The organism is Rathayibacter sp. RFBD1, assembly GCF_002932915.1.
Taxonomy (GTDB): Bacteria; Actinomycetota; Actinomycetes; order Actinomycetales; family Microbacteriaceae; genus Rathayibacter.
This window is the reverse complement of sequence record NZ_PSWQ01000025.1, coordinates 30,575-47,124: the sequence shown is the minus strand read 5'-3', so window position 1 is coordinate 47,124 and position 16,550 is coordinate 30,575. Positions and strand designations below refer to the sequence as shown.

Below are 16,550 nucleotides of genomic sequence, written 5' to 3'. Positions count from 1 at the left end.
CCCGCTGACCGCGCACCGCCGCGCCGCACCAGGGAGGACCCCGTGTCCCACTACATCTACCTCGTCCGCCACGGCGAGCAGCAGGACGCCGAGCACGGCATGCCGGACGGCCCGCTCTCGGCCCGTGGTGAGCGCCAGGCGAGGCTCATCGCCGAGCGGCTCGGCGGAGTCCCCTTCACCGGAGCGTGGCACTCGCCGCTGCGCCGGGCCGAGGAGACGGCCGCGCGCTTCCAGACGCTTCTGCCGAGCCTGCCGCTCCAGCCGTCCTCGCTGCTGTTCGACTGCATCCCCTCGGGGCCGACCCCGGACATGCCCAAGGCGTTCGAGCCCTTCTTCGGCAGCGTCACCGCGGCCGAGATCGAGGCGGGGCACGCGCAGATGCAAGACGCGGTGGCCGAGTTCCTGGCGCCGTCGCGCGAGGACCGCCACGACCTCCTCATCACCCACAACTTCGTGATCGGCTGGTTCGTTCGCCACGTGTTCGACGCTCCCGACTGGCGGTGGCTGGGCCTCAACCAGGCCAACTGCGGGCTGACGATCATCCGCGTCCGCTCCCGCAAGCCGCCGGTGCTCGTCGTGCACAACGACCTCTCGCACCTGCCCGTGGAGCTGCGCACCGGCCTGCCCGAGGCCCAGCCGTACTGAGCCGCGGGCTACGCTGAGTCGGTGACTACCTCCGTCGCCGTGGTCGGCGCGTCCGGCCGACTCGGCTCGTTCACCTGCTCGCTCATCGAGGCGTCGAGCGAGTTCTCGCTCGTCGCGCGGCTCGGCTCGCGGAGCGATCCCGCCGAGATGCTCGCGGCCGACGTCGTCGTCGACATGACCGTGCCGGCCGTCAGCCAGCAGATCGTCGACTTCGCCGTGGCCAACGGGAGGAAGGTGCTCGTCGGCACCTCCGGCTGGACCGGCGACCGGATCGCGGCCCTCCGGCGCAGCGTCGCCGAGCAGCCGGAGGCCGGCGTCGTGATCATCCCCAACTTCTCGCTGGGCTCGGTGCTCGCGACCGCGCTGGCCACCGTGGCCGCGCGCTTCTTCGACGCCGCCGAGATCGTCGAGACCCACGGCGCCCGCAAGGTCGACTCGCCCTCCGGGACCGCGGTCCGCACGGCCGAGCTGCTGCTGCGCGCCCGGGCCGAGCTCGGTCCGGTGCAGGCTCCGCACACCGACCAGCGGGCCCGCGGCCAGCAGGTCGCGAGCGTCCCGGTCCACAGCCTCCGCCTGCCCGGAGTGGAGGCGCGCCAGGAGGTCGTCTTCGGCGGCACCGGCGAGACGGTCACCATCCGGCACGACACCACCTCGCAGGCGTCCTACGAGCAGGGCGTCCTGCGCGCTCTCGACGCGGTCCGGACGACCACGGGCGTGGTGGTGGGCCTCGACGCGCTGATCGACCTGCGCGCCGCCTTCGACGCCGCGCCTCTCGCCGAGCGGCCGGTCGACGAGCAGCCCGTCATCGACCGGGCTCCGTCCGGCCAGGCCGCCGCAGCGACGAGCACCCCGTGAGGACCCGCATCGGCGTCGTCCTGATGGCGGTCCTGCTCGCCCTCTACCTGTTCGTCTGCCTGCAGTACTCCGTCGTCGCCTTCGCCGCGGCGACGGTGCCCGGCATCGTGATGGGCGTCGGCCTGCTGATCCTCGGCGCCGTCGGCGTCTGGGGGCTCGTGCGCGAGCTGCTGTTCGGGCTCCGCGCCGAGAAGCTGGCCCGTCGGCTGGAGGGCGAGAACGCGCTGCCGCAGGAGGTCCTCGACTCGCGGGCCAGCGGGCGTCCGCTCCGGGAGGAGGCGGACGCGCTGTTCCCGCGGTACGCGGAGGAGGTCGACGCGCAGCCCGGGAGCTGGCGTGCCTGGTACCGCCTCGGCCTCGCCTACGACGCCAGTGGCGACCGCAAGCGCGCCCGGGGCGCCATCCGCCGGGCCATCGCGCTGGAGCACGAGGCTCCGGCCTGACCGCTCGGCCGCGACCCGAGCGCGGCTCTCCGGCGAGTACCGCTCAGGCGGCCCGGATCAGGCGAGCACCCACTCCAGCGCCTCGCCGACCGTGCGGTGGCGGAACTCGAAGCCGTCGTCGAGCAGCCGCTGGGGGACCAGGCGCTGACTCGAGAGCAGGAGCTCGTGCCCGGCGTCGCGCAGCGCGAGCTCGATGATCTTCTCGGGGACGGCCAGCTTGAACGGGCGGTGCAGCTGCTCGGCGAGGGTGCGCATCACGTCGTTCGCGGTCGCCGGCACCGGTCCGGCGAGGTTCACCGGGCCCGAGAGCGAGGACGTGAGCAGGTGGCGGATCGCCGCGGCCTCGTCGTAGAGGCTGATCCAGGGCCAGGCCTGGTTGCCGCTGCCGAGGGGTCCGCTGAGGCCGAGCTTCGTCAGGGGCAGGAGCGGCTTGAGCGCGCCGCCGTCGCCGAGGACGAGCCCGGTGCGAGCGGTGACCACCCGCGTGGCCTCGGGCGCGAGGTGGGCGGCCTTCTCCCAGCGGTCGACGACGTCGGCGAGGAACCCGTCGCCGCGCGAGGACTGCTCGGTGAGCTCCTCGCCCGGGCGGTCTCCGTAGTAGCCGACCGCGGAGGCGTTGATCAGCGTCGTCGGCGGGGTCGAGGACATCCGCATCGCGTCGGTGAGGGTCTGCGTGGACTGGATCCGCGAGTCGAGGATCTCCCGCTTGTAGGACGCGGTCCACGGCAGGCGGCTGATCGAGGCGCCGGAGAGGTTGATCACGGCGTCGACGCGGTCGAGCACGCTGAAGTCGAGCATGTGCGAGGTGGGCGCCCAGTGGAACTCGTCCGGGCTCGACGGCGCGTGGCGCACCAGGCGCAGGATCTCGTGCCCCTCGGCGCGCAGCTGGCGGGTCAGCTCGGAGCCGATCATCCCGCTGGCGCCCGAGATCAGGACGCGGAGCCGGGGAGCGGACGCATTCGGCCGGGCCGAGGGCAGCTCGGACGGCGTCGACACGTGCTCGCCCGGCGTGCGCGCGGCGCGTCGCGGCGAGCCGGAGTCCGTGGTCCCGTCGTGGTCGGAGTGCCGTGCGGATGAGTCGCTCATGGTGCCTCCCGGAGCCGGTCGCGGGCCGCCCGCGAAGCGGACCCAGCCTAGAGCCTCACGCCCGGGAGCCGGCCGAGCGCGTCGCGGGAGCAGCGCTCGCCCGGAGGAGGCGGGAACCGGGGGAGAGGCTGCCGAGAGGAAGAGGGCACGAGGCCGGTGGTCTAGGCTTCGATGCCGTGACCGAGCAGACGAGCCCACGCCCCGAGCCGACGAGCAGCGGATCCGACGAGAACGCGCCCGTCTTCCGCAGCGATGTCGTCGTCGAGCTGGTCCGCGCGAGCGCCCACGACTCCGACGTGCTGTTCGCGGCCCGCGTCTCGACCCAGGGCGAGAAGACGCTCGCCGAGGCGCTCGACGGCGAGGAGTCCGACGCCGAGCTGCAGCGCAAGCGCGACCGCGGCCTGATCAACTACCTCATGCGCGACCGCCACGGCTCGCCGTTCGAGCACAACTCGATGACCTTCTACGTGCAGGCGCCGATCTTCGTCTTCCGCGAGTTCATGCGGCACCGCATCGCCTCCTACAACGAGGAGTCGGGCCGCTACCGCGAGCTCCGTCCGGTCTTCTACGTGCCCGGCCCCCGCCGCAACCTCGTGCAGGTCGGCAAGCCCGGCGCCTACTCCTTCGAGCCGGGCACCCCCGAGCAGGCCGAGCTCGTCGCCGAGGAGACGCGCCGCGTCAGCACGCAGGCCTACGAGTCGTACCGGCGGATGCTCGGCGAGGGCGTCGCCCGCGAGGTCGCCCGGATCGTCCTCCCGCTGAACATCTACTCGTCGATGTACGTCACGCTCAACGCCCGCTCGCTGATGAACTTCCTCTCCCTGCGCACCAAGCGCGAGGACTCGACGTTCCCCTCCTTCCCGCAGCGCGAGATCGAGATGGCGGCCGAGCAGATGGAGACGCACTTCCAGGAGCTGATGCCCCTCACGGCCGCCGCCTTCACAGCGAACGGCCGCGTCGCCCCGTAGCCCGCCGCCCGGCGAGGACGAGCGGGCCGTCCCGCCCGATCCGCCTGCTGCCGTCCGCGCGGGCGGCTCCGGGAACCTCCTCCCGGCGGCGCGGCGGCGACCCGCTACCCTGGCAGCGTGTCAACTCCGGAGAATCCCTTCGGCCAGGTCCTGGTCGCCCTGGTCACCCCGTTCACCGCCGACGGCGAGGTCGACTGGCCCGGTGTCGAGAAGCACATCGACGACTGCATCGCAGCGGGCGCGGACGGCATCGTGGTCACCGGGACCACGGGCGAGACCAGCACCCTGACCGACCCGGAGAAGATCCGCCTCGTCGAGGTCGGCCGCTCGGTCGCCGGGGGCCGCGCGAAGATCATCACGGGAGGCGGCTCGAACGAGACCGCCCACGCCATGCAGCTCGCCCGTCAGAGCGAGAAGGCCGGCGCCGACGGCAACATGATCGTCACCCCGTACTACAACAAGCCCACGCAGGCGGGCGTGCTCACCCACTTCCGGATGATCGCGGATGCGACGGACCTGCCGGTGATCCTCTACGACATCCCCGGCCGCACCGGCGTGCCGATCCGCTACGAGACGATCCTGCGGGCGGCCAAGCACCCGAACATCCTGGCCGTGAAGGACGCGAAGGGCGATCTCTCCGAGGTCAGCCGCGTGCTCAACCAGACCGACCTGATGTACTTCTGCGGCGACGACGCGAACGTGCTCCCCGAGCTCGCCATCGGCGCCACGGGGCTCATCGGCGTCACCGCGAACATCGCCGCCGCGCCGTACCGCACGATCGTCGACGCGGTGAACGCGGGCGACCTCCACGCGGCCACCCGCGCGCACCAGCAGCTCGAGCCGCTCGTGCGCGCCGTGATGACGCACGTCCCCGGGACCGTCGCCGCGAAGTACATCCTGCACGGCCTCGGCCGCATCTCCTCGCCGCGCGTGCGGCTGCCCCTGGTCGGCCCGGAGGAGTCGGAGGCGGCGCTCATCGAGGACGAGCTCGGCCTGGTCCGCGACATCCCGGGCGTCGACTTCCGCAACTTCCGGCCCGACCGCAACGCCGCGGCCGGCGGCGCCCTCCCGAAGGTCGCCGGCACCACCCGCTGAGCCCGAGCGGCACGTCCCGAGAAAGCACCGCTGGAGAAGGAGGGCGCATGCCCGGTCCCGTGATCATCCCCGCCCCGCTCGCTCCGGGAACGCTCCGGATCATCCCCCTCGGCGGCCTCGGCGAGATCGGCCGCAACATGACCGTCTTCGAGATCGACGGCAGGCTCCTGGTCGTCGACTGCGGCGTGCTCTTCCCGGAGGAGGACCAGCCGGGCGTCGACCTGATCCTCCCGGACTTCACGCCCATCCGGGACAGGCTCGACGACATCGTCGGAGTGGTCCTCACCCACGGCCACGAGGACCACATCGGCGCCGTCCCCTACCTGCTCCGCCTGAAGCGCGACATCCCGCTGATCGGGTCCACCCTCACGCTCGCCCTCGTCGAGGCGAAGCTCAAGGAGCACCGGATCACGCCGTACACGCTCACGGTGAAGGAGGGCGACGTCGAGAACCTCGGGCCCTTCGAGCTCGAGTTCGTCGCCGTGAACCACTCGATCCCGGACGCGCTGGCCGTGTCGATCGTCACCGACGCCGGCTCGGTGCTGCACACCGGCGACTTCAAGATGGACCAGCTGCCGCTCGACGGCCGGATCACCGACCTGCGCGCCTTCGCCCGCCTCGGCGAGGAGGGCGTCGACCTGTTCATGGTCGACTCCACCAACGCCGACGTCCCCGGCTTCACGCCGAGCGAGCGCGACATCGGCCCGGTCATCGAGAGCGTCATGGCCAGGGCGACCCGCCGCGTCATCGTCGCGAGCTTCTCCAGCCACGTGCACCGGGTGCAGCAGGTGCTCGACGCGGCCCACGCCACGGGCCGCCGCGTGGCGCTGCTCGGCCGCTCCATGGTCCGCAACATGCGCATCGCCGCGGATCTCGGCTACCTGCACGTCCCTCCGGGAGTCCTGGTCGACATGAAGAAGTCGGGCGACGTCCCCGAGGACAGGATCGTCTACATGTCCACCGGGTCGCAGGGCGAGCCGATGGCCGTCCTCAGCCGGATGGCCAACCTCGATCACCAGATCGAGCCGGGGGAGGGCGACACCGTGATCCTCGCCTCCAGCCTCATCCCCGGCAACGAGAACGCGGTGTACCGGGTCATCAACGGGCTCACGCGGCTCGGAGCGACCGTCGTGCACAAGGGCAACGCGAAGGTGCACGTGTCCGGGCACGCCGCGGCCGGCGAGCTCCTCTACTGCTACAACATCCTCAAGCCGCTGAACGTGATGCCGGTGCACGGCGAGTACCGGCACCTGGTCGCGAACGCGCAGCTCGCGCGTGAGACCGGGATCGCGGAGGAGAACACGATCATCGCCGAGGACGGCACCGTGATCGACCTGCTCGACGGCAGGGCGACCGTCGTCGGACGGCTCGACCTGGGGTTCGTCTACGTCGACGGATCGTCGGTGGGCGAGATCACCGACGCCGACCTCAAGGACCGGCGGATCCTCGGCGAGGAGGGCTTCATCTCGATCATCGTGGTGGTCGAGGCGGGCACGGGGCGGATCGTCGTCGGCCCCGAGATCCACGCGAAGGGCTTCGCGGAGGACGACAGCGTCTTCGACGAGGTCAAGCCGCGGATCGCGGCCGCGCTCGAGGAGGCGGTGCGGAACGGGGCGAGCGATCAGCACGCGCTCTCGCAGGCCGTCCGTCGCGTCGTCGGCCGCTGGGTCAACACCTCCTACCGCCGCCGGCCCATGATCGTGCCGCTCGTCATCGAGGCCTGAGCCTCCCGGCCGGCGGCGGATCGGCGCCTGCCGTCGCGGCGCGGGTCACCGGCCCTGACGGGGGCGGCGGGTACGGTGGCCTCATGGCGACCAGTACCAAGACGACCTCGCGCGGGCGCGGCAGCGCGACTCCGCGCTCCGGCGCGCCGCGATCCGGCCGGGGCTCGGGCAAGGCGGCCGCTGAAACGAAGACGGTGGCCTTCGAGTCCGCCCCGCGCACCAACCCCGCCGTGCGGCTCTGGATGGCGCTGGCCCACCTCGCGGGCGGCGCCGCCCGCGCCCTCGGTCCCGAGCGGCTGGCGAAGGAGGAGCGCCGCGACGGCGTCCCCTTCCTGCTGCTGCTGCTGGCCGTCGCGGGCGCGGTGGTCGAGTGGTTCCTCGCGACCGACCCGGTCGCCCTGGTGCTCGACGCGTGGAGCTTCGGCGGCTTCTTCGGCCGTGTCGCCTACGTGCTGCCGGTCGTCCTTCTCCTCTTCTCCCTCTGGCTCTTCCGGCACCCCCGGTCCGTCGACGACAACGGGCGGATCGGCGTGGGCGTCATCACGCTGCTCGTCGCCTCCGCCGGCATCTGCCACGCGCACCTCGGCCTGCCGCAGCCCGGCCAGGGAATCGAGACCATGGCGGCCGCGGGAGGCGTCCTCGGCTGGCTGGTGGGCGCCCCGCTCGCGGCGATCGCCACCGTCCCCGGCGCGACCGTGCTGCTGTCGCTCGTGATCCTGCTGTCGCTGTTCATCATCACCAAGACCCCGCCGAACCGCATCGGCGCGCGCTCGCGGGAGCTCTACGGCTACCTCTTCGGCGCCCCCGTGCTCGACGACGAGGAGCGCGCCCGCCTCAAGGCCGAGCGGGCCGCCGCCAAGGCCGCGGCGAAGGCGGAGGCCGAGCAGGAGGAGGACGCGCAGCAGGACGGCGGAGAGCTGCCCTGGTGGCGGCGCACCGAGTCCGGGCGCGAGGACGAGCCGACCGTGCAGACCGAGCTCCCGATCGACTCCTTCACCGAGGTGCTCGAGGGCGCCGCGCCCGCCCGCGGCCGCGCGAAGGGCTTCGACACCGCGCTCGAGGAGCGCGACGACGAGGCCCACCCGCCGACCCGCTCCTACGCCACCGAGGTGCTGGCCGAGGCCGAGACCGCCGAGGCGGCGCTCGCCCGCTTCGAGCAGACGGGCGCTCCCCGCGGCGCGACCGGCGTGGTCGACGACGACGCGACCGAGGTCATCCGGCTCGACCGCCTCGACGTGGCGCCCGCCGTCCCGGTCCCGCCCGTCATCGAGACCGGCCCGATCGCGCCCCTCGCCGAGGAGGACCCGACCGCCGGGTTCGACTCCTCGTTCGAGGACGACGCGCCGTACCGCCTCCCCTCGGCGGCCGCCCTCTCGACGGGCACGCCCTCCAAGGCGCGCTCGGCGGCCAACGACGAGATGGTCCGCGCCATCACCGAGGTGCTGCAGCAGTTCAACGTGGACGCGACGGTCACCGGCTTCTCCCGCGGCCCGACCGTCACCCGCTACGAGATCGAGCTCGGCCCCGGCGTCAAGGTCGAGCGCGTCACCGCGCTCAGCAAGAACCTCTCCTACGCCGTCGCCAGCAACGAGGTCCGGATCCTCTCCCCGATCCCGGGCAAGAGCGCGATCGGCGTCGAGATCCCCAACACGGACCGCGAGATCGTCTCCCTGGGCGACGTCCTCCGCTCGCCGGCCTCGACGACGTCCACGCACCCGATGACCATCGGCGTCGGCAAGGACGTCGAGGGCGGCTACGTCGTGGCGAACCTCGCCAAGATGCCGCACCTCCTGGTCGCCGGCTCCACCGGCTCCGGCAAGTCCAGCTTCGTCAACTCGATGATCACGAGCCTGCTGATGCGCGCGCGCCCGCAGGACGTGCGGATGGTCCTGATCGACCCCAAGCGCGTGGAGCTCACCATCTACGGCGGAGTGCCGCACCTGATCACTCCGATCATCACGAACCCCAAGAAGGCCGCCGAGGCGCTGCAGTGGGTCGTGAAGGAGATGGACATGCGCTACGACGACCTGGCGTCGTTCGGGTTCCGTCACATCGACGACTTCAACGCGGCCGTCCGCGCGGACGAGATCAAGCTCCCGGCGGGCAGCAGCCGCGTCCTCAAGCCGTACCCGTACCTCCTCGTGGTGGTCGACGAGCTCGCCGACCTGATGATGGTCGCCCCGCGCGACGTCGAGGACTCGATCGTGCGGATCACCCAGCTCGCGCGCGCCTCGGGCATCCACCTCGTGCTGGCCACGCAGCGGCCGAGCGTCGACGTGGTGACCGGCCTCATCAAGGCGAACGTGCCCAGCCGCCTCGCCTTCGCGGTGACCAGCGTGACCGACTCGCGGGTCATCCTCGACCAGCCGGGAGCCGACAAGCTCATCGGGCAGGGCGACGGCCTCTTCCTCCCCATGGGCACCAACAAGCCGATGCGCGTCCAGGGCGCCTGGGTCCGCGAGGACGAGATCGCGAAGGTCGTCGAGCACGTCACCCGTCAGGCGCAGCCCGAGTACCGCCAGGACATCACCGTGCAGGCGCAGCGCAAGGAGATCGACTCCGACATCGGGGACGACCTCGAGCTGCTGGTCGCGGCGGCCGAGCTCGTCGTCAGCACGCAGTTCGGCTCGACCTCGATGCTGCAGCGCAAGCTCCGCGTCGGCTTCGCCAAGGCCGGCCGACTGATGGACCTGCTCGAGTCGCGCGAGGTCGTCGGCCCCTCCGAGGGGTCGAAGGCCCGCGACGTGCTGGTCACCGCCGAGCAGCTGCCGGGCGTCCTCGCGCGGATGCGCGGCGAGGACCCGGGCGAGGGGCCGGCCGCGCCGTCCTCGGTCGCCCCGGACCCGTACGCGGATCCGCTGGCCGAGCCGACGGGGCCCGCCGCCACCGACTACCACGACGACGACGAGGGGTCCGGCGAGGACGCCTGGACGCTGACGGGACGCGAGTGACCGTCCCGGTCGCCCGCACTGCGAGGAACGGCGGAGCACGATGACCCACCCCACCGCGCCGGCTCCGGCCGCGTCGGGCAACTGGAACCTGCCGAACGCGATCACGGTCGTCCGGATCCTGCTGGCGCCCGTCTTCTTCTGGCTCCTGCTGGCCGACGGGGGGCAGGACGGCGGGATCCGGATCGCCGCGGCGCTCCTCTTCATCGTCGCGATCGCCACGGACGGCATCGACGGGCACATCGCCCGGAGCCGGGGCCTCGTGACCGATCTCGGCAAGCTCCTGGATCCGATCGCCGACAAGGTGCTCACCGGCGCGGCGCTCGTCGGGCTCTCGATCCTCGCGGAGCTGCCGTGGTGGGTGACGATCGTCATCCTCGTGCGCGAGATCGGCATCACCGTGTTCCGGATGGCCGTGCTCTCGGACCGGGTGATCCCGGCGTCGCGGGGCGGCAAGCTCAAGACGATCGTGCAGTCGATCGCGATCTCCCTCGCTCTGCTGCCGCTCTGGGCCGTCCTCGGCGAGTGGGTCCACTGGCTGAACGGCATCACGATGACGGCCGCGGTGGTGCTCACGGTCGCCACCGGGATCGACTACCTCGCCGACGCCGCCCGCCAGAGCCGGGCCGCCCGGTCGACGCGGTGACGGCCGCGCAGCTGATCGCCGAGCTCCGGCGGCGGGGTGTCGACCTCGCCGTCGCGGAGTCCCTTACCGGCGGCGCGCTCAGCTCCGCCCTCGTGGAGGTGCCCGGCGCCTCCGCCGTGTACCGCGGGGGAGTGGTGAGCTACGCCACCGACCTCAAGGACCGGCTCCTCGGGGTCGACGCGCGCGTCCTCGGCGAGCGGGGTCCCGTCGATCCCGGAGTCGCCGTGCAGATGGCGCGCGGAGCGTCCTCGCGGCTCGCAGCCGACGGGCGTCCGACGCTCGGCCTGGCGACCACGGGGGTCGCCGGTCCGGATCCGCAGGGGGACGCGGCCGTCGGCACCGTCTTCGTGGCGGCCGTCCTCGGCGAGGACGAGCTCGTCCGTGAGCACCGGTTCGACGGCGACCGCGCCGCGATCCGCGCCGCCTCGGTCGACGCGGCCCTCGCCCTCGGTGCGGAGCTGATCGCCCGCGGCGCATGAGGCGGATACCCAGCGAGGGCCCTCCGGGAATCGGAATGCGCCGCATTGCGGCCCGGTTACAACTGGTGTCGCTCACACGCAAAGTCCAGTCATCCGGTATTAGAGTCGACACCATACGAACCGGGTAGTGAACAGCTATCCGGTTCTCTCGTCCCAGCCCCCCGATCACCCGCTCCGGAATCTCCGGCGCTCGTGCTCGCGGTGCAGGTGCACGACATGCGGTTGACGTGGAGAAGGAGGGTCCAGTGGTTCTAGTTCGTCAGGAGATCGGCGATGTCCTCAGGGACTTTCGCCTGCAGAAAGGTCGTACGCTCCGTCAGGTGGCGAGCAAGGCGAGCGTTGCGCTCGGCTACCTGAGCGAGGTCGAACGCGGTCAGAAGGAGGCCTCCTCGGAGATCCTCGCCTCTGTCGCCGACGCCCTCGACACCCCCATCTCGGTGATCATGCGCGAGGTCGGCGATCGTCTCGCCGTCATCGAGGGCATCGACACCATCCCCGACACCATCCCGGCCGACATGGTCGCCGGCTTCGACGCGGACCTCGTCACGCAGTAGTCGGCCCCCCGTCCCCTCCACTCACCGCACCCGTTCCACGCGAAGGGCGCCCAGGCTCCGGCCGGGCGCCCTTCGGCGTTCCCGGGGGAGTGCGGCCTCCGGGCAGCGGCTACCGTGGACGCATGCGCTTGAGCGAGTTCCGGCAGCTGGTGGACGACGAGTTCGGCGGCGCCTACGCCCGTGTCCTCGTCTCGGACCTCGTGCTGACCGAGCTCGGGGGCCGCACCGCCGAGCGCGCCCTCGCGGACGGAGCGGAGCCGCGCGAGGTCTGGCTCGCCCTCTGCCGCGCCAACGACGTCCCGGAGGCCCGGTGGCACGGCGTGGATCCGCGGAAGCGCCACCGCTGACGCTCCCGTCGCCGAAGCCGTGTTCGACACGCCGACGGCTCGTGCTCGAATCCGTGTTCGAACGGGTCTAGGCTCCTCCACAGAAGCAGGAACGGCCCCGTCTCCACGGAGTCGCTCTCGCTCGGCCCCGATGTCGGTGGTCGGGCGTACCGTCGGAGACACCTGAACGGACCTGCTTCACCGCCTTGTCGCAGCCGGCCGGCACTGTCACTCCGACAGCCACCGGCATGTCGCGACAGCCTGTAGGCGACACCACCACGAACACGAGAGCGAGACGGCCATGCCCAGTTCCTCCGACCGCGAGAAGTCCCTCGAGACCGCACTCGCCCAGATCGACCGCCAGTTCGGCAAGGGCGCCGTCATGCGCCTCGGAAGCGACGACCGCGCTCCCGTCGAGGTGATCCAGACCGGTTCGATCGCGCTCGACGTCGCGCTCGGGATCGGCGGGCTCCCCCGCGGCCGTATCGTCGAGATCTACGGCCCCGAGTCCTCCGGAAAGACCACCCTCACGCTGCACGCGATCGCGAACGCGCAGCGCAACGGCGGCATCGCCGCCTTCATCGACGCGGAGCACGCGCTCGACCCCGAGTACGCCAAGAAGCTCGGCGTCGACATCGACTCCCTCCTCGTGTCGCAGCCCGACACCGGAGAGCAGGCGCTCGAGATCGCCGACATGCTCGTGCGCTCGGGCTCGATCGACCTCATCGTGATCGACTCCGTCGCGGCCCTCGTGCCGCGTGCCGAGATCGAGGGCGAGATGGGCGACTCCCACGTCGGCCTGCAGGCCCGCCTCATGTCCCAGGCGCTGCGCAAGCTGACCGGCGGACTGAACACCACGAACACCACGATGATCTTCATCAACCAGCTGCGCGAGAAGATCGGCGTCTTCTTCGGAAGCCCCGAGACCACGGCGGGCGGCAAGGCGCTCAAGTTCTACGCGTCGGTCCGCCTCGACATCCGCCGCATCGAGACGCTGAAGGACGGCACCGACGCGGTCGGCAACCGCACCCGCGTCAAGGTCGTGAAGAACAAGATGGCCCCGCCCTTCAAGCAGGCCGAGTTCGACATCCTCTACGGCGTCGGCATCTCCCGCGAGGGCAGCCTGATCGACTTCGGCGTCGAGCACGAGATCGTCCGCAAGTCGGGCGCCTGGTACACCTACGACGGCGACCAGCTCGGTCAGGGCAAGGAGAAGGCGCGCCAGTTCCTCATCGACAATCCCGATGTGGCCGCCGAGATCGAGAAGCGCATTCTGGTCAAGCTCGGCGTGATCGTCGACCCGAACGCGGCCGTCGAGGCCGCGCCGGTCGCGATCGAGACCAAGCAGCCCGTGCGCAAGGGCGCCTAGCCCGTGGCGGAGAAGGCCGCGGAGGGGGCGAAGGGCCGCCCCGTGGCCTTCCTGCCCTGGGTCGACCGGGGTGCGGCGGGCGACGACGGCTGGGCTCCGGCGGCGCCGGACGCCGACGGGGCCGGGTCGCTTCCGGATCCGTCCGGAGCCGGAACGCCGCGTACCAGTGCTCCCGGGGCGGCCGCAGGCGGGTCGGAAGGCTCCGCCGTCGGGGGCGCCGCGTCTCCGGCCTCCGAGCGGATCGCCGAGCTCTCGGCTCATGTCGCCCGGCGCGCGCCGGCGTTCGTCGAGGACGCGGACGACGAGGACGCGGACGACGAGGACGACGACGACGCGATCGAGATCCCGGAGGAGATCGATCCCGAGCAGGTCGCGGATCGGATCGTACGGGGGCTCTCCCGCAAGAGCCTCTCGGTCGCCGAGGTCGAGGCGCGCCTCTACACGGAGGGCGTCGCCGAGAAGGACGCCCTCGAGATCCTCGAGCGCTTCACGCGCTTCGGCTACCTCGACGACCTCCGCATGGCGGAGCAGCTGGTCGTCTCGCTCCGTGACCGCAAGAAGCTCGGCCGCTCCTCCATCCAGCAGGAGCTGCGCGCGCGGAAGATCGACCCCGAGGCGATCGCGTCAGCGCTCGACGAGCTGGACGGCGACGACGAGTACCGCACGGCGCTCGAGCTCGCGCGCAAGCGCCTGCCGAGCCTGCGCTCGCTCTCCGACGAGGTCGCCGAGCGCCGGCTCACGGGATTCCTCGCGCGCCGCGGCTACGCCGGCGGACTCGTGCAGCGCGTCGTCCGCGAGACGATCCGCAAGCCGGGGTCGAGCGTCCGCTTCCGCTGACACGGCGGGCCGAGGGCGGTCCGACCGGAGCGTAGAATCCCACACCATGAGCACGCTCGGTACCGCCCCGTCGCCCGTCGCCGAGACCCGGCCGAGGACCTACGAGGTCCGTACGTTCGGGTGCCAGATGAACGTGCACGACTCCGAGCGGCTGAGCGGTTCGCTCGAGGCGGCCGGCTACGTGTCCGCCGATGGAGCCGAGGCCGACGTCGTCGTGATCAACACCTGCGCGGTGCGCGAGAACGCCGACAACAAGCTCTACGGCAACCTCGGCCACCTCGCGTCGGTGAAGCGCCGACACGAGGGGATGCAGATCGCGGTCGGCGGCTGTCTAGCGCAGAAGGACAAGAACGTCATCCTCGACCGCGCCCCGTGGGTCGACGTGGTCTTCGGCACGCACAACATGGGCGCCCTCCCTAGCCTGCTCGAGCGCGCCCGCCACAACGACGAGGCGCAGCTCGAGATCCTCGAATCGCTCGATGTCTTCCCCTCCACGCTCCCCACGAAGCGCGACTCGACCTACAGCGGCTGGGTCTCGATCTCGGTCGGCTGCAACAACACCTGCACCTTCTGCATCGTCCCCTCGCTCCGCGGCAAGGAGAAGGACCGGCGTCCCGGCGACGTGCTCGCCGAGATCCAGGCGCTCGTGGACGACGGCGCGATCGAGGTCACCCTTCTCGGCCAGAACGTGAACTCCTACGGCGTCGAGTTCGGCGATCGCCAGGCGTTCTCGAAGCTGCTCCGCGCGGCGGGCACCATCGACGGGCTCGAGCGGATCCGCTTCACGAGCCCCCATCCCGCGGCCTTCACCGACGACGTGATCGACGCCATGGCCGAGACGCCGGCGGTGATGCCGCAGCTGCACATGCCGCTCCAGTCCGGCTCCGACCGCGTCCTCAAGGCGATGCGCCGCTCCTACCGCTCCGAGAAGTTCCTCGGGATCCTCGACCGGGTCCGCGATCGCATCCCGCACGCGGCGATCAGCACCGACATCATCGTGGGCTTCCCCGGCGAGACGGAGGCCGACTTCCAGGAGACCCTGCGGGTGGTCGAGGCGGCCCGCTTCGCCTCCGCCTTCACCTTCCAGTACTCCATCCGGCCCGGCACCCCGGCCGCGACGCTGCCCGACCAGATCCCCAAGGCGGTCGTCCAGGAGCGTTACGAGCGGCTCGTCGCCCTGCAGGACGCGATCAGCGAGCAGGAGAACCGCGCAGTCGTCGGCCGAGAGGTCGAGGTCCTCGTCGCGACCGGCGAGGGCCGTCGCGACACGGAGACGCACCGGCTGAGCGGACGCGCCGAGGACAGCCGTCTGGTGCACTTCGACGTGCCCGAGGGCTCCGAGCAGCCGCGTCCCGGAGACGTGGTCTCCGTCCGGGTCACCCGTGCCGCCCCCTTCTACCTCCTGGCGGATTCGCCCGACGGCGCGCCGCTCCGCATCCGCCGCACCCGCGCGGGCGACGCCTGGGACCGGGCGCAGACCGAGTCCTGCGGAGTTCCGGCCGCCCCGGGCGCGAGCGGGGCGCCCCGGGTCTCGCTGGGCCTGCCGTCGCTGCGCGTGCGCGACGCCGGCACGCTGACGACGCCGATCTACGACGCCCTCGATGGCGAGCGCTGAGACCGGAGCCCCCGATACCGCGCCGGAGCTCATCGCGGTCGTCGGCGCGACCGGCACGGGCAAGTCCGACCTCTCGCTCGAGCTCGCCGAGGCGATCCGGCAGGACGGCGGCGCCGCTGAGATCGTGAACGCCGACGCGATGCAGCTCTACCGCGGGATGGACATCGGCACCGCGAAGCTGCCCGCCGACGAGCGTCGGGGCGTCCCGCACCACCTGCTCGACGTCCTCGACGTGACGGAGGAGGCGTCGGTCGCCCGCTACCAGAGCGAGGCGCGGCGGGTGATCGAGAGCGTGCTGGCGCGCGGGGCGACGCCGATCCTGGTCGGGGGCTCCGGTCTGTACGTCTCCAGCGTCGTCTTCGAGTTCTCGTTCGCGGGCACCGACCCGACCGTCCGGCGCCGGCTCGAGGAGACCGCCGAGCGGGAGGGCCTGGGCGCCCTCGTCGAGCGGTTGCGCCGGATCGACGCCGGAGTGGCCGAGCGGATCGGTCCGCACAACGCCCGGCGCATCGTCCGCGCGCTCGAGATCGCGGAGCTCACCGGCGGGAGCACGCACAGCGCGCTGATGTCCGACGAGCCGGTTCCGTGGCGCCCCGCCTCGATCCTGTTCCTCGAGGCTCCGCGGGAGGAGCTGGTGCAGCGCCTCGACCGGCGGGTGGAGCGGATGTGGGCGGCCGGGATGCTCGACGAGGTCGAGCGGCTCGTCCCCCTCGGCCTGGAGCGCGGCGTCACCGCCGGGCGGGCCATCGGGTACGCCCAGGCGCTCGCCCAGCGTGCCGGCGTCCTCCGCGAGGAGGAGGCGATCGCGGCGACGCAGGCGCTCACGCGCCGCTACGCACGTCGGCAGAACAGCTGGTTCCGGCGCTACGCCGGCGCCCACCGGCTCCCGTACGACGCGCCGGACCTGGTGTCGCGGGCGCACGCCGCCGCCCAGGCCGCCGCTCCCGCTCCTCGCTAGGC

The 16,550-nt window shown here is 72.0% G+C and carries 16 protein-coding genes; 15 read left to right on the top strand and 1 reads right to left on the bottom strand.

From position 1 onward, the window contains the following. Nucleotides 1-42 precede the first annotated feature (42 nt). Genes C5D50_RS14160 through C5D50_RS14150 form a run of 3 tightly spaced genes read left to right on the top strand, consistent with a single transcriptional unit; the run spans nucleotide 43 to nucleotide 1,943 of the window. Nucleotides 43-645: a histidine phosphatase family protein gene (locus tag C5D50_RS14160; RefSeq protein ID WP_104224462.1), complete on the top strand. Its 603-nt coding sequence runs from the start codon at nucleotides 43-45 to the stop codon at nucleotides 643-645. A 21-nt stretch (nucleotides 646-666) separates the two neighbouring features. Further along, nucleotides 667-1,500: a 4-hydroxy-tetrahydrodipicolinate reductase gene (dapB, locus tag C5D50_RS14155; RefSeq protein ID WP_104233262.1), complete on the top strand. Its 834-nt coding sequence runs from the start codon at nucleotides 667-669 to the stop codon at nucleotides 1,498-1,500. Then, nucleotides 1,497-1,943 (top strand): hypothetical protein, encoded by a 447-nt coding sequence (locus C5D50_RS14150; protein WP_104283789.1) that lies wholly within the window; start codon nucleotides 1,497-1,499, stop codon nucleotides 1,941-1,943. The genes dapB and C5D50_RS14150 overlap by 4 nt, the downstream gene beginning before the upstream one ends. Nucleotides 1,944-2,000: 57 nt before the next feature. Here C5D50_RS14150 and C5D50_RS14145 read toward each other — a convergent pair whose 3' ends face one another. After that, complete coding sequence (locus C5D50_RS14145) at nucleotides 2,001-3,029, bottom strand: TIGR01777 family oxidoreductase (RefSeq protein ID WP_104226299.1); 1,029 nt, start codon at nucleotides 3,027-3,029, stop codon at nucleotides 2,001-2,003. A 266-nt stretch (nucleotides 3,030-3,295) separates the two neighbouring features. Between C5D50_RS14145 and thyX the strand changes: the two genes are divergently transcribed. The 12 genes from thyX (at nucleotide 3,296) to miaA (ending at nucleotide 16,548) form a co-directional block, all read left to right on the top strand. Further along, nucleotides 3,296-3,997 (top strand): FAD-dependent thymidylate synthase, encoded by a 702-nt coding sequence (thyX, locus tag C5D50_RS14140; RefSeq protein ID WP_258069641.1) that lies wholly within the window; start codon nucleotides 3,296-3,298, stop codon nucleotides 3,995-3,997. Between the two features lie 117 nt (nucleotides 3,998-4,114). Further along, nucleotides 4,115-5,092 carry a 4-hydroxy-tetrahydrodipicolinate synthase gene (gene dapA / locus C5D50_RS14135; protein WP_104224469.1) on the top strand — a complete coding sequence of 326 codons (978 nt, stop codon included), beginning with the start codon at nucleotides 4,115-4,117 and terminating at the stop codon, nucleotides 5,090-5,092. A 47-nt stretch (nucleotides 5,093-5,139) separates the two neighbouring features. After that, nucleotides 5,140-6,816, top strand: coding sequence for a ribonuclease J (locus tag C5D50_RS14130; RefSeq protein WP_104224470.1), 1,677 nt, complete (start codon nucleotides 5,140-5,142; stop codon nucleotides 6,814-6,816). Between the two features lie 83 nt (nucleotides 6,817-6,899). Further along, nucleotides 6,900-9,767 (top strand): DNA translocase FtsK, encoded by a 2,868-nt coding sequence (locus tag C5D50_RS14125; protein ID WP_104247915.1) that lies wholly within the window; start codon nucleotides 6,900-6,902, stop codon nucleotides 9,765-9,767. 40 nt (nucleotides 9,768-9,807) lie between these two features. Continuing rightward, nucleotides 9,808-10,410: a CDP-diacylglycerol--glycerol-3-phosphate 3-phosphatidyltransferase gene (gene pgsA / locus C5D50_RS14120; RefSeq protein WP_104226303.1), complete on the top strand. Its 603-nt coding sequence runs from the start codon at nucleotides 9,808-9,810 to the stop codon at nucleotides 10,408-10,410. Beyond that, nucleotides 10,407-10,889 (top strand): CinA family protein, encoded by a 483-nt coding sequence (locus tag C5D50_RS14115; RefSeq protein ID WP_104283787.1) that lies wholly within the window; start codon nucleotides 10,407-10,409, stop codon nucleotides 10,887-10,889. The genes pgsA and C5D50_RS14115 overlap by 4 nt, the downstream gene beginning before the upstream one ends. 245 nt (nucleotides 10,890-11,134) lie before the next feature. Continuing rightward, complete coding sequence (locus C5D50_RS14110) at nucleotides 11,135-11,443, top strand: helix-turn-helix domain-containing protein (RefSeq protein ID WP_068207524.1); 309 nt, start codon at nucleotides 11,135-11,137, stop codon at nucleotides 11,441-11,443. 122 nt (nucleotides 11,444-11,565) lie between these two features. After that, nucleotides 11,566-11,790 carry a DUF3046 domain-containing protein gene (locus C5D50_RS14105; RefSeq protein ID WP_104224474.1) on the top strand — a complete coding sequence of 75 codons (225 nt, stop codon included), beginning with the start codon at nucleotides 11,566-11,568 and terminating at the stop codon, nucleotides 11,788-11,790. A gap of 280 nt (nucleotides 11,791-12,070) precedes the next feature. Continuing rightward, nucleotides 12,071-13,138, top strand: coding sequence for a recombinase RecA (gene recA, locus C5D50_RS14100; protein WP_104224475.1), 1,068 nt, complete (start codon nucleotides 12,071-12,073; stop codon nucleotides 13,136-13,138). 42 nt (nucleotides 13,139-13,180) lie between these two features. Beyond that, nucleotides 13,181-13,975 (top strand): regulatory protein RecX, encoded by a 795-nt coding sequence (locus C5D50_RS14095; protein WP_146086936.1) that lies wholly within the window; start codon nucleotides 13,181-13,183, stop codon nucleotides 13,973-13,975. Between the two features lie 46 nt (nucleotides 13,976-14,021). After that, nucleotides 14,022-15,590 carry a tRNA (N6-isopentenyl adenosine(37)-C2)-methylthiotransferase MiaB gene (miaB, locus tag C5D50_RS14090; protein ID WP_104283785.1) on the top strand — a complete coding sequence of 523 codons (1,569 nt, stop codon included), beginning with the start codon at nucleotides 14,022-14,024 and terminating at the stop codon, nucleotides 15,588-15,590. Continuing rightward, nucleotides 15,577-16,548: a tRNA (adenosine(37)-N6)-dimethylallyltransferase MiaA gene (miaA, locus tag C5D50_RS14085; RefSeq protein WP_104283784.1), complete on the top strand. Its 972-nt coding sequence runs from the start codon at nucleotides 15,577-15,579 to the stop codon at nucleotides 16,546-16,548. The genes miaB and miaA overlap by 14 nt, the downstream gene beginning before the upstream one ends. The last annotated feature ends 2 nt before the right edge of the window (nucleotides 16,549-16,550 follow it).

Coding starts and splice junctions, on each gene's coding strand:
- miaB (WP_104283785.1), top strand. CDS start 14,022: ATGAGCACGCTCGGTACCGCCCCGTCGCCCGTCGCCGAGACCCGGCCG.
- miaA (WP_104283784.1), top strand. CDS start 15,577: ATGGCGAGCGCTGAGACCGGAGCCCCCGATACCGCGCCGGAGCTCATC.
- pgsA (WP_104226303.1), top strand. CDS start 9,808: ATGACCCACCCCACCGCGCCGGCTCCGGCCGCGTCGGGCAACTGGAAC.
- C5D50_RS14130 (WP_104224470.1), top strand. CDS start 5,140: ATGCCCGGTCCCGTGATCATCCCCGCCCCGCTCGCTCCGGGAACGCTC.
- C5D50_RS14125 (WP_104247915.1), top strand. CDS start 6,900: ATGGCGACCAGTACCAAGACGACCTCGCGCGGGCGCGGCAGCGCGACT.
- recA (WP_104224475.1), top strand. CDS start 12,071: ATGCCCAGTTCCTCCGACCGCGAGAAGTCCCTCGAGACCGCACTCGCC.
- C5D50_RS14145 (WP_104226299.1), bottom strand. CDS start 3,029: ATGAGCGACTCATCCGCACGGCACTCCGACCACGACGGGACCACGGAC.
- C5D50_RS14105 (WP_104224474.1), top strand. CDS start 11,566: ATGCGCTTGAGCGAGTTCCGGCAGCTGGTGGACGACGAGTTCGGCGGC.